This window comes from Streptomyces sp. GD-15H (genome assembly GCF_045291515.1).
GTDB lineage: Bacteria > Actinomycetota > Actinomycetes > Streptomycetales > Streptomycetaceae > Streptomyces.
On the sequence record NZ_CP149447.1, the window covers coordinates 5,449,951 to 5,476,754 of the forward strand.

Annotated in this window: 27 protein-coding genes and 2 pseudogenes; 15 read left to right on the forward strand and 14 right to left on the reverse strand. The window is 70.3% G+C overall.

Annotated elements, in window-relative coordinates; all coding sequences use genetic code 11:
- Nucleotides 1-216 precede the first annotated feature (216 nt).
- From WJ438_RS25820 to WJ438_RS25835, 4 genes are all read left to right on the forward strand, one after another.
- Nucleotides 217-1,002 carry an ABC transporter permease gene (locus WJ438_RS25820; protein WP_406729808.1) on the forward strand — a complete coding sequence of 262 codons (786 nt, stop codon included), beginning with the start codon at nucleotides 217-219 and terminating at the stop codon, nucleotides 1,000-1,002.
- Nucleotides 995-1,873, forward strand: a complete 879-nt coding sequence (locus tag WJ438_RS25825) for an ABC transporter permease (protein WP_406727350.1) — start codon at nucleotides 995-997, stop codon at nucleotides 1,871-1,873. Before WJ438_RS25820 ends, WJ438_RS25825 begins: the two co-directional genes overlap by 8 nt.
- A 69-nt stretch (nucleotides 1,874-1,942) precedes the next feature.
- Complete coding sequence (locus WJ438_RS25830; protein ID WP_406729809.1) at nucleotides 1,943-2,923, forward strand: ATP-binding cassette domain-containing protein; 981 nt, start codon at nucleotides 1,943-1,945, stop codon at nucleotides 2,921-2,923.
- Nucleotides 2,924-2,990: 67 nt separating this feature from the next.
- Complete coding sequence (locus WJ438_RS25835) at nucleotides 2,991-3,839, forward strand: DUF1707 domain-containing protein (RefSeq protein ID WP_406727351.1); 849 nt, start codon at nucleotides 2,991-2,993, stop codon at nucleotides 3,837-3,839.
- Nucleotides 3,840-3,895: 56 nt separating this feature from the next.
- On the opposite strand, the gene WJ438_RS25840 is transcribed toward WJ438_RS25835, so the two are convergent.
- A complete protein-coding gene (locus tag WJ438_RS25840; protein WP_406727352.1) occupies nucleotides 3,896-5,263 on the reverse strand; it encodes an SGNH/GDSL hydrolase family protein in 1,368 nt (455 codons plus the stop codon).
- Nucleotides 5,264-5,588: 325 nt separating this feature from the next.
- Here WJ438_RS25840 and WJ438_RS25845 point away from each other — a divergent pair.
- A pseudogene (locus tag WJ438_RS25845) lies at nucleotides 5,589-6,942 on the forward strand (DUF445 domain-containing protein).
- Nucleotides 6,943-6,973: 31 nt separating this feature from the next.
- Here WJ438_RS25845 and WJ438_RS25850 read toward each other — a convergent pair.
- Nucleotides 6,974-7,276, reverse strand: coding sequence for a hypothetical protein (locus tag WJ438_RS25850; RefSeq protein ID WP_406727353.1), 303 nt, complete (start codon nucleotides 7,274-7,276; stop codon nucleotides 6,974-6,976).
- Nucleotides 7,277-7,495: 219 nt separating this feature from the next.
- Between WJ438_RS25850 and WJ438_RS25855 the strand changes: the two genes are divergently transcribed.
- Nucleotides 7,496-7,960, forward strand: a complete 465-nt coding sequence (locus WJ438_RS25855; RefSeq protein ID WP_406727354.1) for an Hsp20/alpha crystallin family protein — start codon at nucleotides 7,496-7,498, stop codon at nucleotides 7,958-7,960.
- A gap of 105 nt (nucleotides 7,961-8,065) precedes the next feature.
- Nucleotides 8,066-8,575, forward strand: a complete 510-nt coding sequence (locus WJ438_RS25860) for a DUF2267 domain-containing protein (RefSeq protein ID WP_406727355.1) — start codon at nucleotides 8,066-8,068, stop codon at nucleotides 8,573-8,575.
- Nucleotides 8,576-9,114: 539 nt separating this feature from the next.
- On the opposite strand, the gene WJ438_RS25865 is transcribed toward WJ438_RS25860, so the two are convergent.
- The 10 genes from WJ438_RS25865 to WJ438_RS25910 form a co-directional block, all read right to left on the reverse strand.
- Nucleotides 9,115-9,405, reverse strand: coding sequence for a hypothetical protein (locus WJ438_RS25865; RefSeq protein WP_406727356.1), 291 nt, complete (start codon nucleotides 9,403-9,405; stop codon nucleotides 9,115-9,117).
- A gap of 37 nt (nucleotides 9,406-9,442) precedes the next feature.
- Nucleotides 9,443-9,745 (reverse strand): hypothetical protein, encoded by a 303-nt coding sequence (locus WJ438_RS25870; protein ID WP_406727357.1) that lies wholly within the window; start codon nucleotides 9,743-9,745, stop codon nucleotides 9,443-9,445.
- A gap of 36 nt (nucleotides 9,746-9,781) precedes the next feature.
- Entirely contained in the window at nucleotides 9,782-10,045 is a 264-nt protein-coding gene (locus WJ438_RS25875; RefSeq protein ID WP_406727358.1) for a hypothetical protein, read from the reverse strand.
- Nucleotides 10,046-10,069: 24 nt separating this feature from the next.
- Nucleotides 10,070-10,525 carry a PaaI family thioesterase gene (locus WJ438_RS25880; protein ID WP_406727359.1) on the reverse strand — a complete coding sequence of 152 codons (456 nt, stop codon included), beginning with the start codon at nucleotides 10,523-10,525 and terminating at the stop codon, nucleotides 10,070-10,072.
- 172 nt (nucleotides 10,526-10,697) lie between these two features.
- Nucleotides 10,698-11,138: a carboxymuconolactone decarboxylase family protein gene (locus tag WJ438_RS25885; protein WP_406727360.1), complete on the reverse strand. Its 441-nt coding sequence runs from the start codon at nucleotides 11,136-11,138 to the stop codon at nucleotides 10,698-10,700.
- Nucleotides 11,139-12,386 carry an RNA-guided endonuclease InsQ/TnpB family protein gene (locus WJ438_RS25890; RefSeq protein WP_406727361.1) on the reverse strand — a complete coding sequence of 416 codons (1,248 nt, stop codon included), beginning with the start codon at nucleotides 12,384-12,386 and terminating at the stop codon, nucleotides 11,139-11,141.
- A gap of 735 nt (nucleotides 12,387-13,121) precedes the next feature.
- Nucleotides 13,122-14,033 (reverse strand): carbohydrate ABC transporter permease, encoded by a 912-nt coding sequence (locus WJ438_RS25895; RefSeq protein WP_406727362.1) that lies wholly within the window; start codon nucleotides 14,031-14,033, stop codon nucleotides 13,122-13,124.
- On the reverse strand, nucleotides 14,030-14,884 hold the full coding sequence (locus WJ438_RS25900) for a carbohydrate ABC transporter permease (RefSeq protein WP_406727363.1): 855 nt from the start codon (nucleotides 14,882-14,884) through the stop codon (nucleotides 14,030-14,032). Before WJ438_RS25900 ends, WJ438_RS25895 begins: the two co-directional genes overlap by 4 nt.
- A gap of 121 nt (nucleotides 14,885-15,005) precedes the next feature.
- Nucleotides 15,006-16,361, reverse strand: a complete 1,356-nt coding sequence (locus tag WJ438_RS25905; RefSeq protein ID WP_406727364.1) for an ABC transporter substrate-binding protein — start codon at nucleotides 16,359-16,361, stop codon at nucleotides 15,006-15,008.
- Between the two features lie 56 nt (nucleotides 16,362-16,417).
- Nucleotides 16,418-17,923, reverse strand: coding sequence for an alpha-N-arabinofuranosidase (locus WJ438_RS25910; RefSeq protein WP_406727365.1), 1,506 nt, complete (start codon nucleotides 17,921-17,923; stop codon nucleotides 16,418-16,420).
- Between the two features lie 297 nt (nucleotides 17,924-18,220).
- On the opposite strand from WJ438_RS25910, the gene WJ438_RS25915 reads away from it, so the two are divergent.
- On the forward strand, nucleotides 18,221-19,240 hold the full coding sequence (locus WJ438_RS25915) for a LacI family DNA-binding transcriptional regulator (RefSeq protein WP_406727366.1): 1,020 nt from the start codon (nucleotides 18,221-18,223) through the stop codon (nucleotides 19,238-19,240).
- Nucleotides 19,241-19,419: 179 nt separating this feature from the next.
- On the opposite strand, the gene WJ438_RS25920 is transcribed toward WJ438_RS25915, so the two are convergent.
- Nucleotides 19,420-19,641: a hypothetical protein gene (locus tag WJ438_RS25920; RefSeq protein ID WP_406727367.1), complete on the reverse strand. Its 222-nt coding sequence runs from the start codon at nucleotides 19,639-19,641 to the stop codon at nucleotides 19,420-19,422.
- 144 nt (nucleotides 19,642-19,785) lie between these two features.
- On the opposite strand from WJ438_RS25920, the gene WJ438_RS25925 reads away from it, so the two are divergent.
- The 7 genes from WJ438_RS25925 to WJ438_RS25955 all read left to right on the forward strand — a co-directional run bounded on the left by WJ438_RS25925 (nucleotide 19,786) and on the right by WJ438_RS25955 (nucleotide 26,084).
- Nucleotides 19,786-20,454 (forward strand): histidine phosphatase family protein, encoded by a 669-nt coding sequence (locus WJ438_RS25925; protein WP_406727368.1) that lies wholly within the window; start codon nucleotides 19,786-19,788, stop codon nucleotides 20,452-20,454.
- 188 nt (nucleotides 20,455-20,642) lie between these two features.
- A complete protein-coding gene (locus WJ438_RS25930; RefSeq protein WP_406727369.1) occupies nucleotides 20,643-21,125 on the forward strand; it encodes a GNAT family N-acetyltransferase in 483 nt (160 codons plus the stop codon).
- 474 nt (nucleotides 21,126-21,599) lie between these two features.
- Nucleotides 21,600-22,028 (forward strand): hypothetical protein, encoded by a 429-nt coding sequence (locus WJ438_RS25935; protein WP_406727370.1) that lies wholly within the window; start codon nucleotides 21,600-21,602, stop codon nucleotides 22,026-22,028.
- Nucleotides 22,028-23,617, forward strand: a complete 1,590-nt coding sequence (locus WJ438_RS25940; RefSeq protein WP_406727371.1) for a translation initiation factor IF-2 — start codon at nucleotides 22,028-22,030, stop codon at nucleotides 23,615-23,617. Before WJ438_RS25935 ends, WJ438_RS25940 begins: the two co-directional genes overlap by 1 nt.
- 30 nt (nucleotides 23,618-23,647) lie before the next feature.
- The gene (mycP, locus tag WJ438_RS25945; RefSeq protein ID WP_406727372.1) at nucleotides 23,648-25,018 is read left to right on the forward strand and encodes a type VII secretion-associated serine protease mycosin; all 1,371 of its coding nucleotides are present in this window, start codon (nucleotides 23,648-23,650) and stop codon (nucleotides 25,016-25,018) included.
- Between the two features lie 149 nt (nucleotides 25,019-25,167).
- Nucleotides 25,168-25,632, forward strand: coding sequence for a hypothetical protein (locus WJ438_RS25950; RefSeq protein WP_406727373.1), 465 nt, complete (start codon nucleotides 25,168-25,170; stop codon nucleotides 25,630-25,632).
- 8 nt (nucleotides 25,633-25,640) lie between these two features.
- Nucleotides 25,641-26,084 carry a hypothetical protein gene (locus WJ438_RS25955; protein WP_406727374.1) on the forward strand — a complete coding sequence of 148 codons (444 nt, stop codon included), beginning with the start codon at nucleotides 25,641-25,643 and terminating at the stop codon, nucleotides 26,082-26,084.
- Between the two features lie 158 nt (nucleotides 26,085-26,242).
- Here the strand turns inward: WJ438_RS25955 and WJ438_RS25960 are convergent.
- Nucleotides 26,243-26,781 (reverse strand): annotated as a pseudogene (locus WJ438_RS25960) (hypothetical protein); the annotation flags it as partial.
- Nucleotides 26,782-26,804: the final 23 nt, after the last annotated feature.

A 26,804-nucleotide genomic window follows, 5' to 3' on the forward strand; every position in this document is an offset into this window, starting at 1 on the left:
CGAGTTCCGGTGCACGGGGTCGCCGCTCCGCGGGGCCGCCGGAAAATGCCTGGCAGGGCGTCAGCCGCCGACAGTAGGATCCAGCGCTTCGGGTGTCGGACGTGGAGAGGCCGGGAGGCGGTGGTGGGCGAAGCCGGAGGCGTGGACGCGGCCGAGGGGGTGGGGGTGGGCGCGGGCGGGGGTACCGGTGTACGCCCAGGTGGGGGCTCGGGTCGGTTGTACCTGGCGGTCGTGGCCGGGGCCTTTCGGCGGTACGCAACGTACCGGGCGGCGACGGTGGCCGGGGTGTTCACCAACACCGCCTTCGGGCTGATCCTCGTGTACACGTATCTGGCGCTGTGGAACGAGCGGCCGGACCTCGGGGGGTACGGGCAGGCGCAGGCGGTCACGTACGTGTGGCTGGGGCAGGCGCTGTACGCGACGCTGGCCGTTCAGGGCGGCGGGTTCGAGATCGAACTGATGGAGCGGATCCGTACGGGTGAGATCGCGATCGATCTGTACCGGCCGGCCGATCTCCAGTGGTGGTGGCTGGCGCACGATCTGGGCCGGTCCGGGTTCCAGCTGCTGGGGCGGGGCGTGATCCCCTTCCTGTTCGGGGTGCTGGTCTTCCCGGTGGCGCTGCCCGGTGACCCGCTGACCTGGTGCGTGTTCCTGCTGACGGTGCTGCTCGCGATGGTGGTCAGTTTCGCGATCCGGTATCTGGTGGCGCTGAGCACGTTCTGGCTGCTGGACGGCACGGGCGTGATGCAGATGCTGATGATCCTGGGGCTGCTCTGCTCGGGCATGGTGCTGCCGCTGAACGTCTTTCCCGGGCTGTTCGGGGAGGTCGTACGGGTGCTGCCGTGGGCGGCGCTCCTCCAGGGGCCGGCCGACGTCCTGATGGGCGAGACGAGCGCGTTGCGGGTCTTCGCGCTCCAGGGCGGGTGGGCGGTGGCGCTGCTGGCGACGGGACGGCTGGTGCAGTCGGCGGCGACGCGGCGGGTGGTGGTCCAGGGTGGCTGACGGCGGCGGGCCGCGTGGGCGTGGTTTCCTGACCGAGGACGGGCCGGGCGGGTCGGGTGGCAGCGGGCCGGTGCGGGGGGTGCGCGCGTACGGGCTGATCGCGGGGATGTGGATCCGGTCGACCATGGCGTACCGGGCGTCGTTCGTACTGACGACCGTCGGGGGTCTGGTGGTGACCGGGCTGGACTTCGTCGGTATCGCGCTGATGTTCTCGCACGTCGACGTGCTGGCCGGTTATGTCCTGGCCGAGGTGGCGTTCCTGTACGGCCTGTCCATGCTGTCCTTCGGGATCGCGGACCTGGTGCTGGGTTCGATGGACCGGCTGGGGCGCCGGGTGCGGGACGGCACGCTCGACACGCTGCTGGTGCGGCCGGTGCCGGTGCTCGCCCAGGTCGCCGCGGACCGTTTCGCGCTGCGCCGCGTCGCCCGCCTGCTGCAGGGGCTGATCGTCCTCTGCTGGGCCCTCGTCTCCTTGGACGTTCACTGGACGCCGCTGAAGCTGCTGCTGATGCCGGTGACGGTGGTCAGCGGGGCGGCGATCTTCTGCGCGGTGTTCGTGGCGGGCGCGGCGTTCCAGTTCGTGGCGCAGGACGCGTCCGAGGTGCAGAACGCGTTCACCTACGGCGGGCAGACGCTGCTGCAGTATCCGCCGACGGTGTTCGCGCAGGAACTGGTGCGCGGGGTGACCTTCGTGCTGCCGCTCGCCTTCGTCAACTGGGTCCCCGCGTCCTACGTGTTGGGGCGGCCGTATCCGCTCGGACTGCCGGAGTGGGCGGCGTTCGTGTCGCCGGTGGTGGCGGCGGCGTGCTGTGCGCTGGCGGGGGTGGCGTGGCGGGCGGGGCTTCGTTCGTATCGGAGTACAGGGAGTTAGCCGGTGGACAACGACGGTGACGGCGGTCGGCGCGAGGGCGAGGGCAGGGGCGAGGACGAGGGCGGGTTCATCCTTCTCGACCGGGTCGAGAAGGTCTTCGACGTACGGAAGAAGACCGGGTTCCTGAAGCGGGAGCGGCGGCAGGTGCGGGCCGTGGACTCGCTCTCGTTCGCCGTGGCGCGCGGTGAGATGGTCGGCTACATCGGGCCGAACGGCGCGGGCAAGTCGACCACGATCAAGATGCTGACGGGGATTCTCACCCCGAGCGGCGGCCGGCTGCGGGTGGCCGGTGTCGATCCCACCCGGGAGCGGGTACGGCTGGCGCACCGTATCGGGGTGGTGTTCGGGCAGCGGACGACGCTGTGGTGGGACCTGCCGCTGATCGACTCGTACCGGTTGATGCACCGCATGTACCGGATTCCCGACGCGCGGCACCGCGCGAACCTGGAGCGGCTGGTCGAACTGCTGGACCTGCGTGACCTGTTGGACACACCGGTACGTCAACTGTCCCTCGGGCAGCGGATGCGCGGTGACATCGCGGCGGCGCTGCTGCACGACCCGGAGGTGCTGTACCTGGACGAGCCGACCATCGGTCTGGACGTCGTCTCCAAGGCCAGGGTGCGGGAGTTCCTGCGGGAGTTGAACGCCGAGCGGGCCACGACGGTGCTGCTGACCACGCACGACCTGCAGGACATCGAGCAGTTGTGCTCGCGGGTGATGGTCATCGACCACGGCCGGCTGATGTACGACGGCCCGCTCACCGGGCTGCACCAGGCGGGGGAGAGCGAGCGGACGCTGGTGGTGGACCTGGAGCGGGAGTTGCCCCCGATCGACGCGCCGGCGCCCGCGCGGGTGGTGCGGGTGGAGGGGCCGAGGCAGTGGCTGGCGTTCCCGGCGGCGGAGTCGGCGGCTCCGCTGGTGGCGCGGATCGCGGCGGAGTATCCGCTGGTCGACCTGTCGGTGCGGGAGCCGGACATCGAGGCGGTGATCGCGAAGATGTACGCGGAGCGGGCGGGGCGGGCAGACGCGGCGGGGCAGGCGGTCTCGTAGCCCCCGGCCGCTCGTGGCCCCGGCCGCTCGTAGCCCTCGATCGGGGGGACCTCGTAGGCTGCTGTGTATGACCGACGACGCAGTCCCGGACCTCCGCGCCTCCGATGCCGACCGAGAGCGGGTCGCCGCCGTCCTGCGGGACGCGGTCGCGGAGGGGCGCCTCGACATGGAGGAGTTCGAGGAGCGGCTGGACGCGACGTACAGGGCGCGGACCTACCGGGAACTCGAGCCGCTCACCCGCGATCTGCCCGCCCCGGGCGTGACGGCCCCCGCCGTGTCCCTGACCAAGGCCCCGGAGCAGGGCGACACTTGGGCGGACCGGGTGGTCACGGGCGGCGAGGGGACGTCGACCTGGGCCGTCGCCGTGATGTCGGGGTTCCAGCGCAAGGGCCGCTGGACGGTGCCGCGACGGTTCAACTGCTTCACCTTCATGGGCGGCGGGCAGATCGATCTGCGGGAGGCGAACTTCGCGGACCGTGAGGTCGTGATCAACGCGGTCGCGATCATGGGCGGGGTGGACGTCATCGTCCCGCCGGGTGTCGAGGTCGCCGTCCGCGGTTTCGGCCTCATGGGCGGCTTCGATCACCGTGAGGAGGGCGAGCCGGGTGACCCGGGCGCCCCGCGGGTGATCGTCACGGGGTTCGCCTTCTGGGGCGGGGTCGGCGTCCAGCGCAAGCTGGCCCGGGCGGAGAAGCAGCGGCTGCGCGAGGAACGCCGCCGCGAGAAGCTGGAGCGCAAGGAGAACCGCCGCGAGCAGTGGGCGGGCGACGCGGACCGCCGCGAGCTCGACGCCTCCTCGTCCGGCCGGGCCTCCTCGGGCCACGGAGGCTTCGGGCACGGGCACGGCTCCTTCGATTCCCTGCACGGCCGCCACGGTGAGGAGCAGCGCGAACGCCGCCGCGACAGCGACCGCTGACCGAGCCGGGCCCCGCCGCCCACACAGCCTCGCCGCCCACGCCGGGCGGCCGCCCCCTACAGCTGAGCCGGTGCCCCGCCCTTCAGGGCGTCCAGGTCGAAGACCTCCGCCATCCGCGCGTACCCCCGGTCGCTCGGGTGGAGGTGGTCGCCCGAGTCGTAGTCGGAGCGCAGCCGGCGCGGGTCGTACGGGTCACGCAGGGCCCGGTCGAAGTCGACGACGGCGTCGAAGACGCGCCCCGCGCGGATCTCCGCGTTGATCTGCTGCCGTACCGCCTCGCGCGGGCCGGTGTGGCCGCGGTGGCCGCCGAACGGCATCAGGGTCGCGCCGACGACCTTCAGCCCGCGGGCGTGGGCCCGCTCGACGAGGGCGTTCAGGCCGCCGACGACCGCGTCCGGGTCGGCGAGGTTCCGGTCGCGCAGGATGTCGTTGACGCCGAGGACGACGACGACGACCCTGACGTTCGTACGGCCGAGGACGTCGCGGTCGAAACGGTTCAGGCCGCTGGGGTTCTCCGGGGGGCGGCCGAGGCCGTCGGCGAGGACGCGGTTGCCGCTGATGCCCTCGTTGACGACGCCGTGACGCGGCACGTCCCGCCCGGCCTCGACCGCGGCGCGCAGCCGGTCGGACAGGACGTCCGGCCAGCGGTTGTTGCCGCCCGTGGTGGAGGTGACGCCGTCGGTGAGCGAGTCGCCGAGGACGACGACGGTGCCGTCGGACTCGTTGCTCAGCACGTCCAGCGCGGTCAGGTAGCGCCAGGAGGTGCTCTCCTCGGTGTACGCGGCGCCGGCCGTGTCGCGGGTGTGCTCGCCGTCGGCGGCGTAGGAGATCTGGCGCGCGTGCGGGTGGTACGTGACCGGTCCGGAGGCGCTGGGGGAGTACGTCGTGACCAGGACGTCCCCGTCGTACGGGACGGCGAGGCGCACGGCGTCGCTCATCACCCGGCCGCCGGCCGGGATGACGACGGCGGGGTTGCCGCCGAAGGTGAGCCGCCGCATCGTCCCGGCGAGCGCCGCCGCGGTGCCCCGGCCGGCGGAGACGGCGATCGAGGCGTGGGTGACGGTCAGCGGGGACTGCCCGTAGAGGTTGGACAGGGTGATCCGGGCGCTGGTGCCGCCGACGCTGGTGTGCACGACGTTGCGCACCGAGCGGCCCGCGAGGCCGGTCATCTCGGTGTCGGGTTCGCCGCCGACCGGGGAGGCGGCCCAGGAGCCGACCCAGGTGCCGGTGGAGGCGGGTGCGGCCGAGTTCTGCGGAGTGCCGCGACCGCCGGCGAGGGTGCCGCGGTGTCGCGTACCGTCGTCGGACGACGCCGTGACGTAGATGGCGGCGGAAACGGCCACGATCGCGGCGACCATCGCGGCGAGCAGGGCGCGGTACTTCGCGGGCGGCGCCCCCGCGCCCCCGTCACGTGCCCGGGTCATGCTGTTCGGTTCTCCTCGGACGGTGGGAGCCCGAGGCTCCGTTCGGATGGGCCCATGATGCGTCATGGGCCCAAGGGGAAATGACGGGACCCGACCCGGATCCCCACGCGGACGCCCCTGGGATCCTCTGATGGCCCCCGAGTCCCTCCCCGGGCCCATCCCTGAGATCTCCCTGAGTTTCCCCGGCAGAACCCCCTTGTGGATCCCCCTTTGAACAGACGCCGGGAACTCCTGTTCCGTTCCGGGAGTCGGTCAGGAAGGGACAATGTGTGAGGGATCACCGAACAGGTGCAGCGGGCGGAGCAGGTGGAGCGTAGTGGAGCGGATGAAACGGATCGAGCGGACGAGGGCGGCGGACACCGCGGAGGCCGGTGCCGATGGCGGTGCCGGTGCCGGTGGCGTCACGAACCGCACGATGACGACGTTCAGCCCGGCGGACGAGGAGAAGCAGCGCGGAGTGCGCCGGATGAAGCTCACCGCCACCGGACTGCTGCTGTTCGTCACCGTGGTGTACGTCCTCACCGAATGGGCCTCCCACCAGGGCGCCGGTGCCTGGGCGGGCTATGTCGCCGCCGCGGCCGAGGCCGGCATGGTCGGCGCGCTCGCCGACTGGTTCGCCGTGACCGCCCTCTTCCGCTACCCCCTCGGCCTGCGCATCCCGCACACCGCGATCATCCCCAACAAGAAGGACCAGCTTCGGTGTCTCCCTGGGCGACTTCGTCGGCGAGAACTTCCTCTCCGAGGACGTCGTCCGCGGGCGGCTGCGCGCCGTCGGCATCGGCAGCCGGCTCGGCGCCTGGCTCGCGGTGCCCGAACACACCGACCGGGTCACCGCCGAGTTGTCGGCCGCCCTGCGCGGCGCGCTGACCGTGCTGCGCGACTCCGACGTCCAGGCGGTGGTCGGCGAGGCCATCACGCGCCGCGCGGACGCCCAGGAGATCGCACCCGGCATGGGCAAGATGCTGGAGAAGATCGTCGCCGACGGCGGTCACAAGAAGGCCGTCGACGTCCTCGTCGCCCGCGCCCACGACTGGCTCGTGCTGCACGGCGACTACGTGATGGACGCCGTGCACGGCGGTGCCCCCGGCTGGACCCCGAGGTTCGTGGACCGCAAGGTCGGCGAACGCGTCTACAAGGAGCTGCTGCGCTTCATCACCGAGATGCGCGACATGCCCACCCACCCCGCGCGCGGCGCCCTCGACCGCTTCCTCGCCGACTTCGCCTCCGACCTCCAGTCCGACACCGACACCCGCGCCCGGATCGAACGCCTCAAGGGCGACGTCCTCGGCCGCGGCGAGGTCCAGGACCTGATCGCCTCCGCCTGGACCGCCGTACGATCCATGATCGTCTCCGCGGCGGAGGACGAGCGCAGCGAGCTGCGGCTGCGCGTTCGCGCCTCACTGCTGTCGCTGGGCGCGCGCATGGCGGTCGACCCCAAGGTGCAGGGCAAGGTCGACGGCTGGCTGGAGAGCGCCGCGGTGTACGTCGTCACCACCTACCGCAAGGAGATCACCTCCCTGATCACGGACACCGTGGCGAGCTGGGACCCCGAGCACACCACGAAGAAGATCGAGGCGAACATCGGCCGCGACCTCCAGTTCATCCGCATCAACGGCACGGTCGTCGGCTCCCTGGCGGGCCTGGTCATCTACACGGTGGCGCGGGCGGTGGGGGCGTAGGGGCGGTGTTGCCCGCGGTGCCCGACGGCCGTCAGCCCCGCCGGTCGGCGACCGCCCACGAGGCGAGCGCCACGGCCCCCGCCGCCCCGAACACCGCGGGCCAGGCGCCCACCTTCTTCGCGAGCGGATGCGACCCGGCGAAGGCGGCGACATAGGCGACCGACAGCGCCCCCGCGGCCTTCCCGCCGGCCCGTTCCCGCCACTGCTGCGCCGCCGCGGCCCCCGCCACGGCGAGGACGACCCCGCCCAGCTGCCGCTTCCGGGTCCAGCGGGCCACGCCGTACCCGCCGACGAGTCCGCTCGCGGCCACCACGGAACTGGGAACCTGCACCATGAAGTCCTGCCTCCTGCTACCGGGCCCGCAAGGGCGGGGTGTCATCGACATCCGAGGCTAACGGCCGGACGGAAGGGACGCGCACAGGGTGGGCGAGCCTATGGGGCCCGGGGCGGAGCCCGAGATTGAGTCGATGCTTGTCAAGATTCCTCCTCCGGGCTATATAAGAAGGTGACCGGAGGGCATCGCACCAGCATCCGAGGAAAGGAGAGAACTGTGATGCTCATGGGCACCGACCCTTCCCCCAGCCTTCGACCGCGCTCGAGCGGGGGAGACCCCTACCGCGAATTCGACCGCCTCGCGCGGCAGGTCTTCGGCCACGGCTCCACCGGCCGCCCCGCGGCCGTGCCGATGGACGCCTACCGGGCGGGGGACGACTTCATCGTCCACTTCGACCTCCCCGGCATCGACCCCGAGACGATCGAGCTGGCCGTCGAGCGCAATGTCCTCGACGTTCGCGCCGAACGCCGTTCCCCGGTCCCCGAGGGCACGGAGCCGCTGGTCGCCGAACGCCCCACCGGTACCTTCACCCGCCGGCTCCTCCTCGGCGACAGCCTGGACACCGAACGCATCGACGCGTCCTACGACGTCGGCGTCCTGACCCTGCGCATCCCCGTGGCCGAACAGGCCAAGCCGCGCCGCATCCAGATCACCGGCGGCAGCCGCAAGCAGCTCAGCAGCTGACAGCACGCACGAGCGCGCGTCCCGCCGGCACCGGCACAGCGGGACGCGCCCCTGCCTGTCCCTTGGGCGGACGACACCGACCCCGGAGAAGAAGAGGAGCCCGAGATGACCACGATGACGCCGCGCAAGTCCACGATCCCGAGTCCGCAGCGAGTCGTCCCCGCCCCGAACCCCTACGACCCCGGCGACGGCAACCGCCGTCCGTCCCGCGGCGGCGACGGCTGGCACGCACTGGTCGAGTCGGTGCGGGAATCGGGCCAGTACCCGACGAGGGCGGAGGCGGAACGCGTCACCCGCGTCGTCCTCTCCGCGCTCGGCGGGCACGTGGTCGGCGACGAACGCGTCGATCTGGCCCGCGCCCTGCCGGAGGAGGCGGCCAGGGTGGTCGCCTCCCAGATCCCGGCGACCCGCCCCCTGACGGCGGCGGAGTTCGTCGACTCGGTGGCCACCCGCATCGAGGGCACGACCCCGGCCACCGCCCGCTGGGACGTCAGCTCGGTCCTGAGCGTCCTGCCACCCCTGGTCGGTGACGCCCTGGTGACCCGCATCCTGGACCAACTGCCCCCGGGTTACGCCCTCCTCTTCGGCCGGGCGGAACTGTCCCGGGCGGAGTAGCCGGCTCCGGAGCCCGCTCTCTCCGGGCCCCGAACCACCCCGCTGGGCTTCGCCCCCGCCCTCACACCGGCCCGCCCCGGCCCGCGTCCGCAGCCGCGAGGCGTCCCCGCCGAGACGGTGGATGCCATGGCGGTGAGGACGGCGCCCAGCGCGGCGGGACTGCCGTATCCGCCACCCCGGCATACGGCAGAACCGGATCGTCGCCGAGTCCGTACCGCCGTCCTCCGCCTCCCCCAACGTTCACCGAAGGCGCGGACCACCGGAACCACGACGAACCGCAGACCCGGTAGCCACACGACGGCCTCCCGGTCGAGAAGACCGAATCCGCCGGGTCCAGCAGCCTGGCCCGACCCACTGCGGCGGAGGCCATCTCCGGCAACAGCGGTGTCACACGGGCCCTTCGGGCCGGGCAGGGCGTGGGCACGGCGAACCGGGCATGCTCGGCCCGCCGCGCCCACGCCCCCTTGCCCGGAGCAGTGGCGTGTGTGGGATTTTCCTCCCAGGGCTTACCACCATGCGGTTCTGTGAGCGGAGGAAGGTCAGGCGCGAATCAGGAGCGCGGTGCCTACAGCCAGGAAACCGAGTCCTACCACGACGGCGATCCCGCCCCGTATCCGCACGAGCACCCGGAGTCTCGGTGCGCTGCGGGCGAAGTCCGTCCCGGGGTGTTCCCTCCCCAGCCTGCTGAAGCCCCGCAGGATGCCGGGTTCGGTGTATGCGGGGTTCAGCTGCGTGTCCACGACCCGTTGGGCGACGCCACGGTGGTCCGTCACCGGCGTAAGTCCGCCCAGTACGATCCCGACGCCCAGCACCAGCGGAATCAGGGTCATTCGTCTCTCTCCGCCCGTGCTGTCGGTGACTCGCAGGTCAACGCCAGTCGCCGGTCACCCAGGCCAGGAGGCGGGGACGGGGCGTCCCGTCGCACGACACGATCGCGTCCGTTGAGAAGATCTGCACGGTGAGGGTGTCGGTGACCTGGGACGCGCCCCTGGAGAAGTCGCGGTAGACGTCGCCGGGTTCACTGATCGCCAACGCCTCGGACGCGGTGGCCGGTTCGGGCGTGTGGCAGCCGACGTGGGGGAGGGGCTGGCCGAGGTACCAGCCACCGACGAACACGGCGTACAGGACGGCGGTGGCGCCCAAGCGGCGCGGGGTTATCCAGTTGGGCACGCGAGAAGTGTAGAGACGATCACCGACGGCCGGACGTCAGGTCGGCAGCTCCTCGTGGAAAGGGCCCGGTGAGGCCGGGATCGCGCTGCCGGCGCCCCCCGCCTGCAAGAGGGGGACGCCGCCGACCTGGTCGGAGAGCCAGCGCGTGGTCACGACCAGGCCGACGTCACCGGCGTGGGCGCGGGCCCAGGCGGCCGTCTCCCCGGCGTGGCCGACGAATCCGCTGTCGACCAGGGCCGGTTGGCGTCCGTGGAGCAGGAGCCGGTTGGCGTCGGGAAACGGCCTCTGTCGCCAGGTCACCCAGGACGGCAGCCGGCTGCCGGGTCACTGCTCGGGTCGTGCCACGCGAATGAGGGTCTGCTGTCCGTTCGCGACGAGTTTCCGCTGGTCGCCCTGGATGCCGAACACCTCCAGTCGGCACACGGTCAGGGTGCGTCCGGACTTCAGGACGGTTCCGACCGCCTCGATGTGGTCGCCGGCGGCGGGCGACAGGAGGTTGAACTTGTACTCGACGGTGAGCACCTCGGTGTTCTCGGGGAACAGCGTGAAGGCCGCGTAGCCGCCTGCGCTGTCCGCGATGGCGCTGGTGGCACCGGCGTGGAAGTAGCCGTGCTGCTGGGTCACTTCGGGACGACTCGGGAGCATGATGTGCACACGACCCGGCGCGATGTGGCTGAGGTGCGCACCGAGGTGACCCATCAGCCCCTGCCGGTCGAAGCTGGCCCGGATACGCGCCTGCACCTCGGGACTCGCCTGTTCCTGCTGTATCTCGTCTTCCACGTGCTCTCCTCCGGCGGACATCACGATCATCATGGCACCGGAGACCCGGGTGACCGCTGATCGGCGACGGGCTGGGGGCGACCGGACGCACGCCTGCTACGACCGGGTGGTCGCCCACATGCGTGGGTCCGGCCCGGACCGAATGATCCCGGGCCAGTCGCGCGGCTCCCAGTCAGCCGACCGCGGCGGCGAACATGCCGGGCTCGTAGGAACCCCCCTTCAGGTGCACGATCACGGCGAGCCGGTTGGCCGCGTTGATCAGGGCGACCAGGGCGACCAGGGCGGCGATCTGGTCGTCGTCGTAGTGCTTGCGCACCTGGTCCCAGGTCTCGTCGGACACGCCCTGGTGGGCGTCGGCGAGCCGGGTCCCCTCCTCGGCGAGCGCCAGCGCGGCCCGCTCGGCGTCGGTGAACGCGGTGGACTCGCGCCAGGCGGCGACCAGGTTGAGCCGTACCGCGGTCTCACCGCCGGCCGCGGCCTCCTTGGCGTGCATGTCGACGCACCAACCGCAGCCGTTAATCTGGTTGGCGCGCAGCGACACCAGCTCCTGCGTGGACTTCGGCAGCGGCGACTGCTGGACCACCAGACCGGCGCCTGCGAACCGCTTGGTCAACTACCCGTCGCTAAAGCGACGGGCTTGCACAACGGGCACCACTGGCGGTGGTGCTGCGTTTGCGTCCTGCCCCACCCCGCTGGCGCGAGGGTGGGGCGGGGCCGTTGACTGGGCCCCGCGTCGCCACAACTCCCACGCTCTGGCGCGGATGTTGCGGGAGCCGTTCCGGTCTGCGTGATCAACGAGTCCGCAGTTCCGGCACGCGAACCGGGCCTGGGAAACCCGGTTCGCCCTGTCGATATGCCCGCATTCGGCGCAGGTGCGGGAGGTGTACGCCGGATCGACGTACACCACCGGCACCCCTGCCCTGCGGGCCTTGTACGCGATGAACGCCTCCAGCTGGGCAAAGGCCCAGCTGGAGTGGGTGGCCCGTTGGGGCTTGCGAAGCCGTACCCTCTGCCGGATGCCCGTGAGGTCTTCCAGGGCGATTCCGCGCGAGGTGCGTTCTGCCTCGGCCACCACGTGTCTCGCGATCTTGTGGTTGATGTCCTTGGCCCGCCGGGCCTCCTTGCGCCTGCGCTTGTTCATGCGGCGTTTGGCGGACGGAGTGTTCTTCTGCTGCAGCTTGCTGCGCAGCTTTCGCTCCCGCGCGCGGATGCGGTTGAGCTCGCGTCCGGCCATGATCTCGCCGTCGGACGTGGTGGCGATGTTCACGATGCCCAGGTCGATGCCGAGGAAGTCCACCGGGTCACCATTCAGCGGCGCTTCGGGCACGTCGCAGGTGGCCAGCAGGAACCACATGCCGTCCCGGCACACGAGATCGGACTCACCCTTGCGGTACAGGGCCAGGGTCGCCAGCTGCTCCGGCGTGGCGGTGAACGGCACGTCCTTCACCCGCCCGGCCACCGTCCAGATCGACACATGACGCTCGGCGAGCTGCCAGGACAGCATCCGGTCGTCGTACGGCTGCGCACCCGCCGGCCGAAAACCGATCGGCTTCTCCGTGGCTCGCCGGTACCGTTCCGAGCCCGGCTTGCCCAAATTCCCGGCCTTCAGGTTCGCCTTCAACGTCGCGTACGCGTCGCACGTCTTCTTGATCACGTGCTGGGCGGCCTGGGCGCCCAGCCGCCACCGCGCCTTGATCTCGCCGTAGGTGTGCCGACGCAGCGCGAAGTTCTTCTTCACATCCTTTTCGAAGGCGACTTCACTCACCCACGTGGCCGCCTCGTTGCAGGCGCGCAGGGTCATCTCAAGTGCCGCCGCCTGCATGGGCGTCGGCAGCAGCTTCACCTGCACCACCAGCTTCACACCCGCGAGGCTAACCGGCCCCTCCGGGGCCGCGCATTCGAACACAGGGAACTTCCGCCGCTCGGGCAGAGCATTGCGGTGCTCCGCACCGGACGCCGCCGCGGTGCTCCGCCCCGCTCACGCGAGGGTGCGATTCCTCCCGGGCGCGAACGCCCGGGGTTCCTCGCAAGACCAGGCTGAAGCGGGCGGCGATCGTTGTCGAACGTGTTGAAACGGGCGTCCATGACGTCGTCCTCACTCGTGTGCGCGGTGTTGCACTGGACGAACACGAGATGCCGGCGACCCGCTCCTTGTGACAGATCGGCCGTGTGACCCGCGCCACCCCTCAGGGAGGTCACGCATCCGCGGGGACCGGTGTCCGGCGCGAGGGGAGCCGTCCCGTGGCCGGGCCCGGCCGAGATCACCTCGGCGAGACGCGTGAGCACCCGGACAGGTATCAGCCCGTCCCACGGCGGTGTCCTCGAATGATCTTGAGTGGTGGATCACGGTCGGGTGATACGTCTCGGTACTTCGCACCGGCACCCACGGCGCGCTTCCGCGGCCGGGAGGCGAGTCGGCCTGGTGGCGTTCGTGCCACCACGGCCCCCCTCGGCAACGAGTTCAGCGATCACAACGGCCGACAGGCCCGTGACCCCCGGTCGCCGATGAGTGCTGCACGAGTCGCGTTCCCCACCACGCAGCCATGATCGACGATCCGGGGATCCGACGTCTCGCCGCCCACCCCGCACGCGCTCGTCAGCCCTTGATGCCGGACCGTGCGACCCCCTCGATGACCCACCGCTGTGCCACGACGTACAGCAGGAGTACGGGCACGCTGGCGATCACTGCTCCCGCCATCAGCAGGTCGTAGTGGATGCTGTTGGCATTCTGGAAGTTCGCCAGTCCGGCGGGCAGAGTGAGGGACTCCGGGCTGAGCAGCACGTACAACGGCCACAAGAAGTCGTTCCAGTTGGCCAGGAACGCGAGCATGCCCAGCGTGGTGAGCGCCGGCTTGGAAAGCGGTAGCACCACCTTGATGAAGATCTCCCACCGATTGCAGCCGTCGAGTTCGGCCGCCTCCTCCAGTTCCGGCGGCACGGTGAGGAAGAACTGGCGCAGGAAGAACACTCCAAAGGCGCTCGCCGCTCCCGGGACGATCACCGCGGGCAAACTGTCCACCCAGGCCAACTCGTTGACGATCAAGAAGTTCGGGATGAGCAGGACCATGGGCGGTACGAACAGGGTCACGACGATCGAAGCGAAGAAGAAGCCTCTGCCCTTGAACCGCATCCGCGCCAGTGCGTAGGCCGCGGGAGTCGCGGTGGCCAGGACCAGAGCGGCGTGCGCCGCGGCGGCGAGGACGCTGTTGAGCAGCCATCGCATGACCGGACTGTCCGTGGCGCCCAGGATGTGCTCGTAGGCCTGGAGCGTGGCGGGGGAGGGAATCCACTGCGGGTCCGTGGAGCCGGCTGCCTCCCGCGTCTTGAACGAGGTGGCCACCATGTACAGCAGCGGGCTGAGGTACAGCGCCGCCAGGACGGCCAGGATCAGGTGGAGCAGGGAACGGCGCAGACGCCGGGCGGCGGGCGGCGCCGTCCGAGGGGGCCGCCCTTCCTTGAGGGGCGTGCCGTCGGCCGTCGGCCGCTTCGTGATCTCCGTTCGGGTCATCGCCCCTCCTGACGTTCGCGGAAGACGCGGAAGACGACGGCGCTGGCCGCCATGAGAGCCAGGGCCAGGAGGAAGCTCATGGCGGAGGCCGAGCCCATCTCGAATCGCCGCAGCCCGGTCTCGGCGATGAAGAAGATGGCCGTCTTGGTCTCGTCCGCCGGCGCGCCGCCGGTGATGATGTACGACTGGCCGAACATGTTGGCCGAGGCGAGCAGCGTGGAGTTCACGACGAACAGGGCCACCGGCCGCAGGCCGGGAAGAGTGACGTGCCGGAAGCGCTGCCAGGCGTTGGCCCCGTCGACCCTGGCGGATTCGTAGAGCTCCGCCGGGATGTCCTGCAGACCGGCGAGGTAGATGACGGAGTTGAAACCGAGCGTCCACCACACGGTGACCAGGACGAGCGCCCACCACGCGGCGGGGGTGTCGGTGGTCCACTGGATGTCGTCGGGCAGGCCGATCAGGCCCAGGTAGTGGTTGACGAGGCCGATGTTGCCGTCGAGCAGGAAACGCCACAGCAGACCCACGACGGCCACACCGAGGACGTACGGTGCGAAGTAGACGGCCCGGTAGAGGTTGCGGCCCCGGAATCGGCCGTTCATGAGCAGCGCCGTGAACAGCGGTACGACGAGCAGCAGGGGCGTGGAGAAGAGCGTGAAGATTCCGGTGGCACGCATGGCCTGCCAGAACCGGGAAGCCGCCACACCCTCGGGGTCGAACAGCTCCCGGTAGTTCTCCAGGCCCACGAAGGGTTTGGCCGGGAAATTGATGTCCCACGAATGCAGACTGATCCACAGTCCGTAACCGAGGGGAATCACCACGAAGGTGAGGAAGAGCACCAGGTACGGTGCCATGAACACATAGGGCGTCCACCACTGGTGGGACCGTGAGACGGCCCGGACAGCGGGGCGGTCCGGGACTCGCGGTTCGCTCGTGGTGGACGGCGGCGTCTTCAGCCGTCGCACCGGGATCGCCTCACTTCGCGTACTTCTGCTTGTTCTCGGCCAGCATCTTCTTGGCGGTCTCCACGCCCTCGGCCAGGGCCTTGGCCGGTGACTGCTGACCCAGGACGGCCTTCTGGACGGCCAACTCCAGCGCCGCCCGCTGCACGTCGCCCAGGCCGGGCAGCGCCGGAAGGAAACGGAAGATGTCGACGTTCTCGGCGAGAGGTATCTGCGGCAACCGGGCTATCTCGGCCTTGGCGCGGACACTGTTGCGGGCGGGGATCATGCCGGCCTGGGCCCACTCCGTGGACCGCTCGCTCATGTAGTCGATGAAGAACTTCGCGGCCTGGGCCTTGTTCTTGTCGCGTCCTGTCTGAGAGGTCAGTACGAAGTTGTGGCTGGCCGTCCACACGGCCGGCGACGAGCCGATCGTGGGAAGCGCTGCCATGTCCCACTTGATCTTTCCGGCTGCCGACTTGAGGTCGTTGATCTGCCAGATGCCGTCCCAGGTGAAGCTTGTCTTGTCGTTCTTGAAGGCGTTGTACTGGGAATCCTGTGCCACCTGGGCGGGGCTGTAGCCCTTGCGGATCTGCTCGGTCATCCAGCCCAGGGCCTCCTCGCCGGCGTCCGAACCCCAGAGCGCCTCGGTGCCGTCCTCGTTGTACAGATCACCGCCGAACTGCCACAGCAGGCTCATGAACATGAGGTGCGCCTGCCACTTGTTGGGCATCCAGAAGGGCTGGGCGACACCCGCGGACTTCAGCTCCTTGAGCGCGTCCTCATAGCCGGCACGGTCGCTCGGGGCCTTCTCCAGGCCGGCACGGGCCAGGTGGCGCACGTTCCAGTAGTCGGCGAGGCAGTGCACGTCGAGGGGGACGCTGTAGCGCTTGCCCTCATAGACGCCGGCCTGCCATACGGCGGGGATGAAGTCGGACTCGCTGAGTCCGAGGGCCGACACGACGTCGTCCAGCGGCATCAGGGTGCCGCGCACGGCGAACGTGGCGATCTGGTCGTTGTGGATGACGGCGACGTCCGGGCCCTTGCCGGCGCTGATGGCCGTGGGCATCGCCGGGTAGAGGTCTTCCCAGCGTCGGGTCGTGTTCTTGACGGTGATGCGGCCCTCGTACTGCTTGTTGAACGCGGCCAGCATGGCCTTCATGTGCGGACCGTCGCCGCCGGTGAAGCCGTTCCAGTACTCGAGCGTGACCTTGGGGCCCTTGTACTCGCCGCCGCTGAAGGCCGGAGTGTCGTCGCTGCCGTTCTGTCCGGCTCCCACCTTCGTACCGCCGCTGCACGCCGTGAGGAAACCGGCAGCCGTCACCCCTGCTGCCGCGCCGAGGAGCTTTCTCCGCTGGACCGAGGGGAAGGGCGAACTGGTGCTGTGCATTCTCTGCTCCTGGTTCCGGGCTCGTCGTCGGGCCCATGGACGATGTCGTACGGGGCTCAGACAGCGGAAAGGCGGACCATGGTCCAGCTCACGGGTGGCAGATCGACGCCGAGGGCACTGTCGTCGGTCTTGGTGCCCTTCACGTCTCTGGGCCGGACGCGGTCGGGCCGGGCTTCGGTGTTCGTCACCGTCGGGTCCGCGTCGTGCAGGATCACGTGCTCGACGACACGGTGCCGGGGGAAGGCCCGCAGATCCACGGAGAGGGCGAGTTCCTCCCGGGTGCCGCGGTTCACCGCGAAGAGCGCCACATCGCCGCTCTCCTCGTCATGCGTAGCGGTCGCCCAGAGGGCGGGGACCGGGCCGTACTTGGCCGTGTCCACCACCGGGGATTCGGGCTCCACACGCAGTACGGTGCCCCGGGCGTGACGCGCGGTACGGGCGAAGGGGTGGAAGATCGTCTGGCGCCAGGCGGGGCCCTGGGCCCGCGTCATGATCGGCGCGATGACGTTCGCCAGTTGCGCCTGGCAGGCCGCACCCACGCGGTCGGCATGCCGGAGCAGGGTGATCAGCAGGCTGCCCACCACCACGGCGTCGGTCACGTCGTAGACGTCCTCGATCAGTTCGGGCGCCTCCCGCCAGGGCAGGGAGGACTCGCCGCCGAAACGGCTCTGGTACCAGACGTTCCACTCGTCGAAGGAGAGCTTGATCTTCTTGTCGCTGCGCACACGTGCGCCGATGTGGTCGGCGGTGGCGGTGACGGCGGAGATCATGCGGTCCATCTCCTCGCCGCTGGCCAGGAAGGAGTCGAGGTCGCCGTTCTCGGGCTGGTAGTAGGCGTGCAGTGAGATGTAGTCGACGAACTCATAGGTGTGCTCGAGCACGGTCGCCTCCCACGAGGCGAAGGTGTCGATGTGGGCATTGGAGCTGCCGCAGGCGACCAGTGCGAGCCCGGGGTCGAAGCGCTTCATCGCGCGTGCCGTCTCCGCCGCCAACCGCCCGTACTCATGCGCCGTCTTGTGACCCATCTGCCAGGGGCCGTCGAGTTCATTGCCCAGGCACCACATGCGCACGTCGTGCGGCTCGGCCACACCGTGGGAGCGGCGCAGGTCGGACAGAGCGGTGCCCGCCGGGTAATTGCTGTACTCCAGCAGATCGAGTGCCTCGGCCACCCCGCGGGTCCCGAGGTTGAGGGCCATCATGGGCTCGACGGCAGCCTTGCCGGCCCAGCTCATGAACTCGTTGAGACCGAAGGCGTTGCTCTCCAGGCTGCGCCACGCCAGATCGAGCCGTCGGGGTCGCTCGGAGACGGGGCCGACACCGTCTTCCCAGCGGTAGTGGGAGACGAAATTACCGCCCGGGTAGCGCACGGTGGTGACGCCGAGCTCCCGCACCAGGTCGAGAACGTCGGTGCGGAATCCTTCCTCGTCCGCGGCCGGATGCCCGGGCTCGAAAATGCCGGTGTAGACGCACCGGCCCATGTGTTCCACGAAGGAGCCGAACAGCCGGCGGTTGACGGTGCCGACCGCGAAGGCCGGGTCGAGGGTGAGTCGGGCTGTGACCATACGGGAGCACTCCTGGAGGTCTGACGGAGGGCGGAGCCGGGCGCCGCCGGTGTCTGCCCCCTCGCCGAAAGCGGGAGCGGAACGGGGCGGCCATGACGTACGCGACACGGACGCGTCGTCTGTGGGAGTACGATTACATCGTTGAAACAGCGTCGTAAAGCGTTCGGACCCTACTTATCCGAATCGTGGCCGCGACCGGGGGCGGTGAGCGGTTGCCGAGGCGAGCGGCTCCTGTGCCAGGGTGGTCCTCGCCGCGCGAGTGAAAGCGTCTTCGTCGGGCGCAGGGAAGGTGTGCTGGTGGCAGCCAGTCTCAAGGACGTCGCAGCCCTGGCCGGAGTCTCGGTCAAGACCGTGTCGAACGTGGTGAACGGCTACACGTACGTGGCCCCGCCGACGCGGGAAAAGGTCGAACGCGCCTTGGCGGAGCTGGACTACCGGCCCAATCTGTCCGCCCGCAACCTGCGGCAGGGGCGCACCGGTGTGATCGCCCTCGCACTGCCCGAACTCGACGCACCGTACTTCGCGGAGCTGACACGCTTCGTCATCGACGCGGCGGCGGAACGGGGCTGGACCGTTGTCATCGAGCAGACGGACGGCCGATCGGAACGCGAACGCCAGGTCCTCGAAGGGATACGCGAGCAGCGCGTCGACGGCCTGCTCTTCCACCCGATCACGGTGGGGCAGGACGAACTCGCCGACCGCAACGACACCACCGCGCTCGTTCTGCTGGGTGAGCGGGTCATCGACGGCCCGACCCATCACGTCGCCATCGACAATCAACGTGCGGCGAGGGAGATGACCGAGCATCTGCTGTCGCTCGGCCACACCCGCATCGGCGCCATCGGCCGGCAGACGAACCCGAGCGCGAACACCGCCCGTCTGCGGCTGGCCGGTTACCGGGAGGCGCTGGCCTCGGCCGGTCTGCCCTACGAGGAGGTGCTCGCTCCGCCGACCGTTTTCTATCACCGCTCCGACGGTGCCGCTGCAATGGCACAGCTGCTGGCTCTCGACGAGCCGCCGCAGGCCGTTTTCTGCTTCAACGACCTCCTGGCGCTCGGGGCCCAGCGCACCGCGCTGGCTCACGGCCTGCGGGTCCCGGGTGACGTGGCCATCGCGGGCTTCGACGACATCGAGGACGGCCGCTACAGCACTCCCACTCTCACCACCGTCTGTCCCGACAAGGAACAGATCGCCCGCATCGCGGTGGAGATGCTGGAGCAGCAGGTATTCGGCGTCCGGCGAGCCGGTGGCCGTCCGCGTCCGCGGGAAGTGACCGCGGCCCACAGGGTTGTCGTACGGGAGAGCACGACCGGCTGAACGCAGCCGCTCGGTCCGTCAGGACGCGAACACCTCGCACGCCCGTGTCAGTTCGTCACCCGTGAGCGGAGTGTTTCCTGACCCCGTGCCGCCCGGAAATACGGTTCGGTGCTGTGAGCTGCGGCGCGGCCGTTCGGTCAGGCGGCTCTCCGGTACCGGCTGCCCAGGCCGCCCCAGGATCATTCGAGGACATCGCCACGGGCCAGGACGCGGCGGGCCGCCTCGGCTTCCGCCGCCGCCGGGGACAGCTCGTCGAGGGAGTCGAGTTCGGTGTCGCTCTCCAGCTCCCGTTCCCAGGCCGCCGCGAGCTGTTCCTGTTCCTCGCGCGGTTTGGTGCTGACGGCTTCCCGGTGGTCCGGGTCCAAAGCCGTCAGGAATCGTCCGACCGGGTCCATGGACATGCCGTGCTCCTTGTCGCCGGGAAGAAGGCCGCTCCCAGCACCAGCATGGCCAGCCGCTCCGGAGACGGCGACCCGAGGCGGCGACAAGCGGGATGGCAGAGTGGAAGACCGCCCTTCCCCGCCTTCACGGAGACAGACCCGAACATGCGACTGCTGCTCATCCGCCACGGTCAGACCCCTTCCAACCTCAAGCACCTGCTGGACACGGCCGAACCCGGCCCCGGGCTGACTCCGCTGGGACAGGAGCAGGCGGCCGCCCTCCCGGACGCGCTGGCGGAGGAGAGGATCGACGCCCTCTACGCGTCCAATCTGCTGCGCGCCCAGCTCACCGCGGCACCGCTGGCCACCCGGACGGGACTGGAGGTCGCGGTGCGCGACGGTATCCGGGAGCTGTCCGCCGGCGATCTGGAGATGCGAGGGGACACCGAGGCCGCCGAGACCTACCTGACCACTGCCTTCGCCTGGTCGGTGGGGAACACCGGGCTCCGGATGCCGGGTGGGGAGAACGGGGTGGAGGCTCTGGGGCGGTACGACGCCGTGGTGGAGGAGGCCGCGGCCACCGGAGCCGAGACCGTGGCCATGGTCAGCCACGGCGCCGCGATCCGCATGTGGGTGGCAGCCCGGGCGGAGAACGTCGACGTCGACTTCGCCTCCGCGCACGCGCTGCGGAACACCGGTGTCGTCATCCTCTCCGGCGCCCCCGGCGAAGGCTGGCGGGTGCACCGTTGGGAGGACCACTCCGTCGGCGCCGAGGACAGCGGCCCGGACGCGAGCGGCCCCGCGGGGGAAGCCGTCGAGGGCGCCGACGGTTAGCCGGTGGGCCCGGACCAGCCGGCAGGCATGGACGCTACGATGCGGGCATGGAGTGCTTTGCCGCTTGGCGTACCCGTCACTGAGGGCCTGGCTCACCGCCGATCCGCTCGTGATCGGCAGGGAGCGGGCCGACCGATGCCCTTCTTTCTCCCGGGTGTCAAGCCCTCAGCCCCGAAAGGCGCACTTCCATGCTCATTCGTGCGTTCGTTCACCACGACGTGGCGCCACTCACCGAACTGACCATCGAGACGTTCCGGCCGTTCTACGAGGATTCCTTCCGCCCCTTGGTGGGTGAGGCCGTCTTCGCCAACCAGCACGGCGACTGGCGCGACGACTACCGCAAGCAGGTCGCCGAGCTCCACGCACCCGAGCGGCACGCGTACGTCGCGGTCGCCGAGATCGAGGACGGCATCGCGGGCTACGTGGCGTGGACCGTCGACCCGGCACGCAGGAACGGCAGTGTCACGCACCTCGCCGTGTCCGCCGCGCACCGTCGGCACCAGGTGGGCACCGCCCTGTGCGAGCACGCCTTCGAAGAGATGCGATCCCTCGGAGCCGAGGTGGTCGAGATCGGTACCGGAGGAGACCCCTTCCACGCACCCGCCAGGGCCCTGTACGAGAAACTCGGGTGCACCCCGCTCCCGGTGACCGTCTACTACCGGCAGCTCTGAGCAACCCGACCGCCCCGGGACGGGTGCCCTCCCGCACCCGTCCCGGTTTTGGCCCGTGCCCGTCCAGTTCCACCTCTCTTGTCGGGCAGGGTGCCCGATCCCTTCAGGGCCGGGGCGAATGCCCGTTCCCGCGGAGCGGGACAGAGGCGGCCCCATCGCCTCCGTCTGAGTACAAGTGCTCATGCGTCTGATCACGCTTCGGTGTGGGGTGGACTCATGCTCAAGGAGCCGCCGGGCACCTGGGAGCGGGCCGAGTGATCCCTGGATGGCCTGATCTCGATCGCTCCCCGTAATGAGGTTGCTGCGGATTGTCACTGTCGGTGGTTAGAGTTTGGTGCGGCTTGGGATGTTCGGTTGTTCTGGTGGTACGGGGAGGGTGCTGTGTTACCGAGCGAGGGCGGTTCGGGTTCGGGTCTGTCGTCATGGGCGTCGGCCCCGTTTGACGCGGCGGGGGCGCTTGCCACGCAGGCCGACATGGCCGCCGAGCTGTCGTCGTTCACGGCGTTCCGCAAGCGCGTCGACGACCTCATCCGCGGCCTGAAGGGCTCGGCGGCGGGTCCGGACAAGGTGGGCCAGGAGCAGCTCGTACGCCACCAGTTCGGCGGCGGAGACGGGGCGTGGGCGGAGGCGACCGGGCTGTTCACCGCGTACGAGACCGTGATCGATGAGCTGGAGAGCCTGTCGAAGCTGCTGTCGGACTCCATGGAGGGCATGGGTATCGCCGTGCTCGCCTCGCACAAGGGCTACCAGAACATCGACCTGGACGTCCGCGACCGCATGGCGGCGATCAGCGCGGAGACCACGGAGCACTACGGCGGCAGTTACGATCCCGGCCTCCCGCAGCAGGGCCCGAGCAGCGGCGGCCGGACATCGGTGGGCGAGGACGCCGGAGGCTCGATCTGATGCCCGGCAAGGGGCCCGGTAGCGGTACGTCCTTCGAGGACATGAGCCACGAGCAGATGCTGGCGTGGCTGGATCAGGCCAACTCGGGGACCGTGCAGGCCGCTGCCGACCGGCTGATCGCCGCGGCCAAGGAGATCCGGAAGATCGCCGAGGAACTGAAGGTCCGCCCGCAGTGGGTGGAGTGGAAGGGCGAGGGCGCGGACGCGTTCCGCACCTGGAGTGGCGACCTGGCCAACTCCACGCTGCGCCTGGGCGACTTCAGCGAGCACGCGGCGAAGTGGCTGGGCGAGACGTCCGGAGCGATCGCCCAGGCGCAGGCGTCCATCCCACGTGACGCCGGGAGCGCGCAGGCGAATCTGGACGCGGCGCGGGCGGCGCGCAACGACCCGGACGCTGCGGCGGTGGGAGCCAAGTCCGCGAGTGAGCTTGCGGCGCTGGCGGCGCTGGCGGCGCACAAGGAGGAGGTGCGGCAGCAGGCTGCGGCACAGATGCGGAAGCTGGGGCAGACGTATGCGTGGTCGGCCACGCGGATGAACGCGCTGGAGCGGCCGAAGTTTCCGCCGCCGCCCAAGGAGTTCGTGCCGAAGGACAGCCGCTCGATCGGCCACGACGACACAGAGACTCGCCCTGGCAGTTCAGTGAGGGGGGCCTCCCTCTCCGGCACCGTCTTCTCTGCACACCTGGCGCAAGGCCGGGAGGATTCCGCCGGCGCTCCGGACCTGAGGCAGTCTCCGGGGGTGGTATCACCCGCGCACCACACGCCGGTGGACGTGGAGCAGTCCACACGGATGGCCGTCGACTCTGTGGCCACGTTGCCTCAGAGTGCGCCGTCTCCGACGGTCGCGGCAGGCGGTCAGCCCGGCCCGGAACTGGTGAATGGCGGAGCGACTCCGCAGTCCGGCATCACTCCTCCGGTGTTCGGCAGCAGAGCCGGTGCTCCGGTCAGCAGCCCGGCGGGGCGGGGGCGGGCTCCTGGCATGGGCCGGATGCCCTTCCAGCCTGGCCAAGGCCCGGCGTCGAATCCCGTGCGCATGCCGAGTGGTAGCAGCGCTGCCGGTAGCAGTAATGGCATCGTCGGCGGCCGCTCTGTCACGCCGCCCGCGGGCAGGCCGACCGGGGCGATCCCGCGCGGCACGGTCGTAGGTGGGGAGAACGCGGTGACGCGCGGCCCGATGGGGCCGACCGCTGGTACGACGAGTCCGGCGGGACCTGTGGTGGGCCGGCAGAGTCAGGTCCCCGGCCGTCGTCCCCAGTTCTCGAACGGTGGGGTCGTCGGCGGTCGTCCGCTCCCGAACGTCGGTGCGGGCGACGGCCGTCCACAACAGCCGGGGGGTGCGGGATCGGTGGTGTCCGGACCTGGTGGCTCAGGTACGGCGGGTGGTTCCGGCTCGGCGGACCGCGGAATCGTGGGCGGCGGGTCCAGCGTGGCGCGCCCGGGGCAGAGTCACGGTGTCGGTGGAGCTCATGCACCCCAGCGGGCCTCCCCGGTGAGCCCTGGCGGCAGGAACGGACGGCCGCACCGCACGGTCGAGGACGAAGAAACCTGGCGGCAGGGTGGCCGCCGCGCCGTACCGCCGGTCATCGACTGACGTATCCAGGAACGGAAGAGAGCGGAGTTCATGCGCACCAGCAGCACTCGACACAGGGGCCGCCGTGCGGCGGCATCGGCGGTCCTCGGCCTGCTGCTGGTTACCGCCGCGGGTGCGCCGGCCCGCGCGGAGTCGACGCGCGGGGAGCAGTGGTTCCTGGACGCGATGAAGGCCGAGCAGATGTGGCAGACCAGCACCGGTGAGGGTGTCACGGTCGCCGTCATCGACAGTGGCGTCGACCCGAGCAATCCCGACCTGAAGGGGCGCGTCCTTCCCGGCAAGGACCTCGCGCCGGACCAGCCGGGCGACGAGCACACCGACTACGAGGGGCATGGCACGGGCATGGCCGGCCTGATCGCGGGCACCGGCGCGTACGGCGGCGGCAACGGCGCCTATGGGCTCGCGCCCGGCGCGAAGATTCTCCCGATTCGACTGCCCAACGCAGACACGGCAGCCCACCTGGCTGAGGTCGAAGAACGTTTCAACGAGGCAGTCGCACCGGCGATCCGCTACGCCGCCGACAAGGGCGCAAAGGTCATCAACCTCTCCCAGGCCGCTACGGAGGGCTCGCCGCAGCTGACCGCAGCGGTGAAGTACGCACTCGGCAAGGGATCGTTGATCTTCGCCGGCGTCGGGAACAACGGAGACGGGGCCAATGAGGTGATGTACCCGGCCGGTACGCCGGGAGTGGTCGGTGTGGCGGCGGTGGGCAAGGATCTACGCAGGACTGCCGAGTCGGAGTACGGCCCGCAGGTGGACATGGCCGCTCCGGGGGAGGACATGGTGCACGCCTGCGGGAGTGAGACCGGCCTCTGCCGGGGCCACGGCACCAGCGACGCCACCGCCCTCGCCTCGGCCAGCGCCGCCCTGATCTGGGCCGAGTATCCGGACTGGACCAACAACCAGGTCCTGCGCGTCATGCTCAACACCATCGGCGGCCCCACGGACGGCGCCGAGCGCAATGACTCCATCGGCTACGGCATCGTCCGCCCCCGCGTCGCCCTGCACAACCCCGGCGACCCGGGCCCCGCCGACGTCTATCCGCTCCCCGATCTCGCAGCCGCCGAGCCGAAGTCACCTTCCCCCCAAGCTTCTGGAACCGCCGACGCGGGCATTCCGGCCAAGGATGACGACACCGCCGCGACGGCCTCCGAGGCGTCCACGGACGACGGCACCCTCTGGGCAGCGCTGGGCCTCGGTGCGGCCGCACTCCTCGCAGCGGCCATCGCGGTTGCCACCGTCGTCCGCAGGCGTCGGGCACCGGCAGCGTCACTCCCGACATCCGCCCCCGTCCCAGGCCAGTTCCCCTACCCGGTAGCGGGGTTCACCGCGCCTCCGCACACTCCTCCGGACGCACCGGGCAGCGTCACCCGGCCCGGTCGAGGGCCTGGTTCCGTCTGAGTACAGATACTCAGACGCCACGGTGGCCGATGCGGATGGGGCGCATGGTGACGGGGCGTTACCGTCCGTCTCGGCCACAACCACAGCGTTGCGGTCGCACGTTCACCTCCACTCGGCGGCGCGTGCCAGGAAACGGGAAGGGGCCACGCATGGCGTGGGAGGAGTGGGAGCAGCTCAAGACCGCAGCGGTGGAGCGGCAGTCCGCGCAGATGCGGCTCAACCAGTTACCGGCCGACCAGGGCGGCAGCAGCACGGGTGGTGTTCATGGTCCTCCTTCCGGCGGGTTGAGGTCGGACAAGGCCGCGTGGTCCAAGGCGGGGGAAGGCGTCGGTGACCTGCGGGAGAACATCGGCAAGGCGCTGACGAAGCTGGCGGACGGCCAGACGGGGTTCGACAAGGGATCCGGGTGCCTGACCGCGGTGGCGCAGCAGGGCGTGTACGACTCGTGGGAGCGCCGGGCGAAGGACATCAGTGAGCTGTGCGACGGGCTCGCCGGCGTGCTGGAGAAGACGGGCAGCGACCTGCTGAGGACCGACGAGGCCATCGAGGCCGAGATCGCCAAGCTGAGGGTCGGCTCCCGGGACGCGTCCGCTGCCGACGGCAAGGGCCGGTGAGCCACCGCATGGACCTCAGGACGCTCAGGGCGCTCAAGCCGTCCGAGTACGCGGAGGCGGCGGACGGGTACCGGGCGGTGAGCGACATGGCCGATGCGGCCAGGGACCGCATCGGCCAGCAGATCACCAAGGCCATGCGGAAGGCCAACGAGGGGGAGGCCGCGGACGCGGCGCAGAAACAGCTGAAGAAGCTCTCGGACAACTTCCACTACACCCAGGTCGAGTGCGGCCTGGTAGGCGGGGCGCTCAACGGCTTCTCGTCCGAGATCGCCGCTCCCAGACGCCGCCTGCTGGAGGCACTGGAGGACGCGGCAGCCCTGGAGTACCCCGTCAGCGCGAACGGCGACGTCACCTATCCCGCCGGCGGGAATTGCTCGAGCGTGTCGAGGAGGTCAGAGACAAGCACGGTGTGCGCGAGCGCGTCCTGGAGCGGGTGTCCGGTCGCCTGGTAGCCGTGATGCGGCTGACGACGAACAAGGCGGAAGGCGCAGCACGCGGTGGGGTTGCCGGGGGCTTTCCGAGGACACCTCGCCCGGAAAACCTCGAGGAGCTCGGTACCCGGCGGTCGTGTCACCGCCCGCCAGGGGTGCGGCACCGGCGAGGCGGCCTTCTGGATGGATGCGTAGGTGACCTTGCCCTGGAAGCGCTCGCGGACCGTGGCCGCGGCGTCGCGGAGGAATGCGTTGATGCGCACGCCGAGCTCGCGCATCGCTTCGGCCCGCCGCTCGGATCGGCTCATCAGCTGCTCGACCCGCTCCTCGGGGCTCTCTCCGGGCAGGAACCCGCGGTTCATCACGCTCAGCTCGACCCCTGCGACGAACACGACTGTGGCTCCCTGCTGCCGTAGCCGTTCCGCTCGCTCGGCGCAGTCGTGGAAGAGCGTGAGGATCTGCTCCGGATCCAGCTCCAGCGGATAGGGCGAGAACCAGACCTCCAGGCGAGCTCGGCGGCGGCACCGGCGGCCGGCTCCAGTCGGTCCGGGTCACCGCCGATGAGCTGGACCGCGTCACAGTGCAGGTCGTCGCGGATGATGGCGAGCTCGCGCCGGACCACCGCGGGGTCGAAGTGCTCGCGGGATATCCGGCCGTGCACGACGAATCCGGTGGCCAGGCGCTGCGCGAGCCGGCCTGACGCCCTTGGGGGGTACATGGGGTCAGGGGGCTGACGGTCGC

Coding starts and splice junctions, on each gene's coding strand:
- WJ438_RS25930 (WP_406727369.1), top strand. CDS start 20,643: ATGCTCATTCGTGCGTTCGTTCACCACGACGTGGCGCCACTCACCGAA.
- WJ438_RS25910 (WP_406727365.1), bottom strand. CDS start 17,923: ATGGTCACAGCCCGACTCACCCTCGACCCGGCCTTCGCGGTCGGCACC.
- WJ438_RS25895 (WP_406727362.1), bottom strand. CDS start 14,033: ATGACCCGAACGGAGATCACGAAGCGGCCGACGGCCGACGGCACGCCC.
- mycP (WP_406727372.1), top strand. CDS start 23,648: ATGCGCACCAGCAGCACTCGACACAGGGGCCGCCGTGCGGCGGCATCG.
- WJ438_RS25835 (WP_406727351.1), top strand. CDS start 2,991: ATGACCGACGACGCAGTCCCGGACCTCCGCGCCTCCGATGCCGACCGA.
- WJ438_RS25860 (WP_406727355.1), top strand. CDS start 8,066: ATGACCACGATGACGCCGCGCAAGTCCACGATCCCGAGTCCGCAGCGA.
- WJ438_RS25925 (WP_406727368.1), top strand. CDS start 19,786: ATGCGACTGCTGCTCATCCGCCACGGTCAGACCCCTTCCAACCTCAAG.
- WJ438_RS25920 (WP_406727367.1), bottom strand. CDS start 19,641: ATGTCCATGGACCCGGTCGGACGATTCCTGACGGCTTTGGACCCGGAC.
- WJ438_RS25905 (WP_406727364.1), bottom strand. CDS start 16,361: ATGCACAGCACCAGTTCGCCCTTCCCCTCGGTCCAGCGGAGAAAGCTC.
- WJ438_RS25940 (WP_406727371.1), top strand. CDS start 22,028: ATGCCCGGCAAGGGGCCCGGTAGCGGTACGTCCTTCGAGGACATGAGC.
- WJ438_RS25935 (WP_406727370.1), top strand. CDS start 21,600: ATGGCCGCCGAGCTGTCGTCGTTCACGGCGTTCCGCAAGCGCGTCGAC.
- WJ438_RS25855 (WP_406727354.1), top strand. CDS start 7,496: ATGCTCATGGGCACCGACCCTTCCCCCAGCCTTCGACCGCGCTCGAGC.
- WJ438_RS25955 (WP_406727374.1), top strand. CDS start 25,641: ATGGACCTCAGGACGCTCAGGGCGCTCAAGCCGTCCGAGTACGCGGAG.
- WJ438_RS25850 (WP_406727353.1), bottom strand. CDS start 7,276: ATGGTGCAGGTTCCCAGTTCCGTGGTGGCCGCGAGCGGACTCGTCGGC.
- WJ438_RS25865 (WP_406727356.1), bottom strand. CDS start 9,405: ATGACCCTGATTCCGCTGGTGCTGGGCGTCGGGATCGTACTGGGCGGA.
- WJ438_RS25840 (WP_406727352.1), bottom strand. CDS start 5,263: ATGACCCGGGCACGTGACGGGGGCGCGGGGGCGCCGCCCGCGAAGTAC.
- WJ438_RS25900 (WP_406727363.1), bottom strand. CDS start 14,884: ATGGCACCGTACCTGGTGCTCTTCCTCACCTTCGTGGTGATTCCCCTC.
- WJ438_RS25950 (WP_406727373.1), top strand. CDS start 25,168: ATGGCGTGGGAGGAGTGGGAGCAGCTCAAGACCGCAGCGGTGGAGCGG.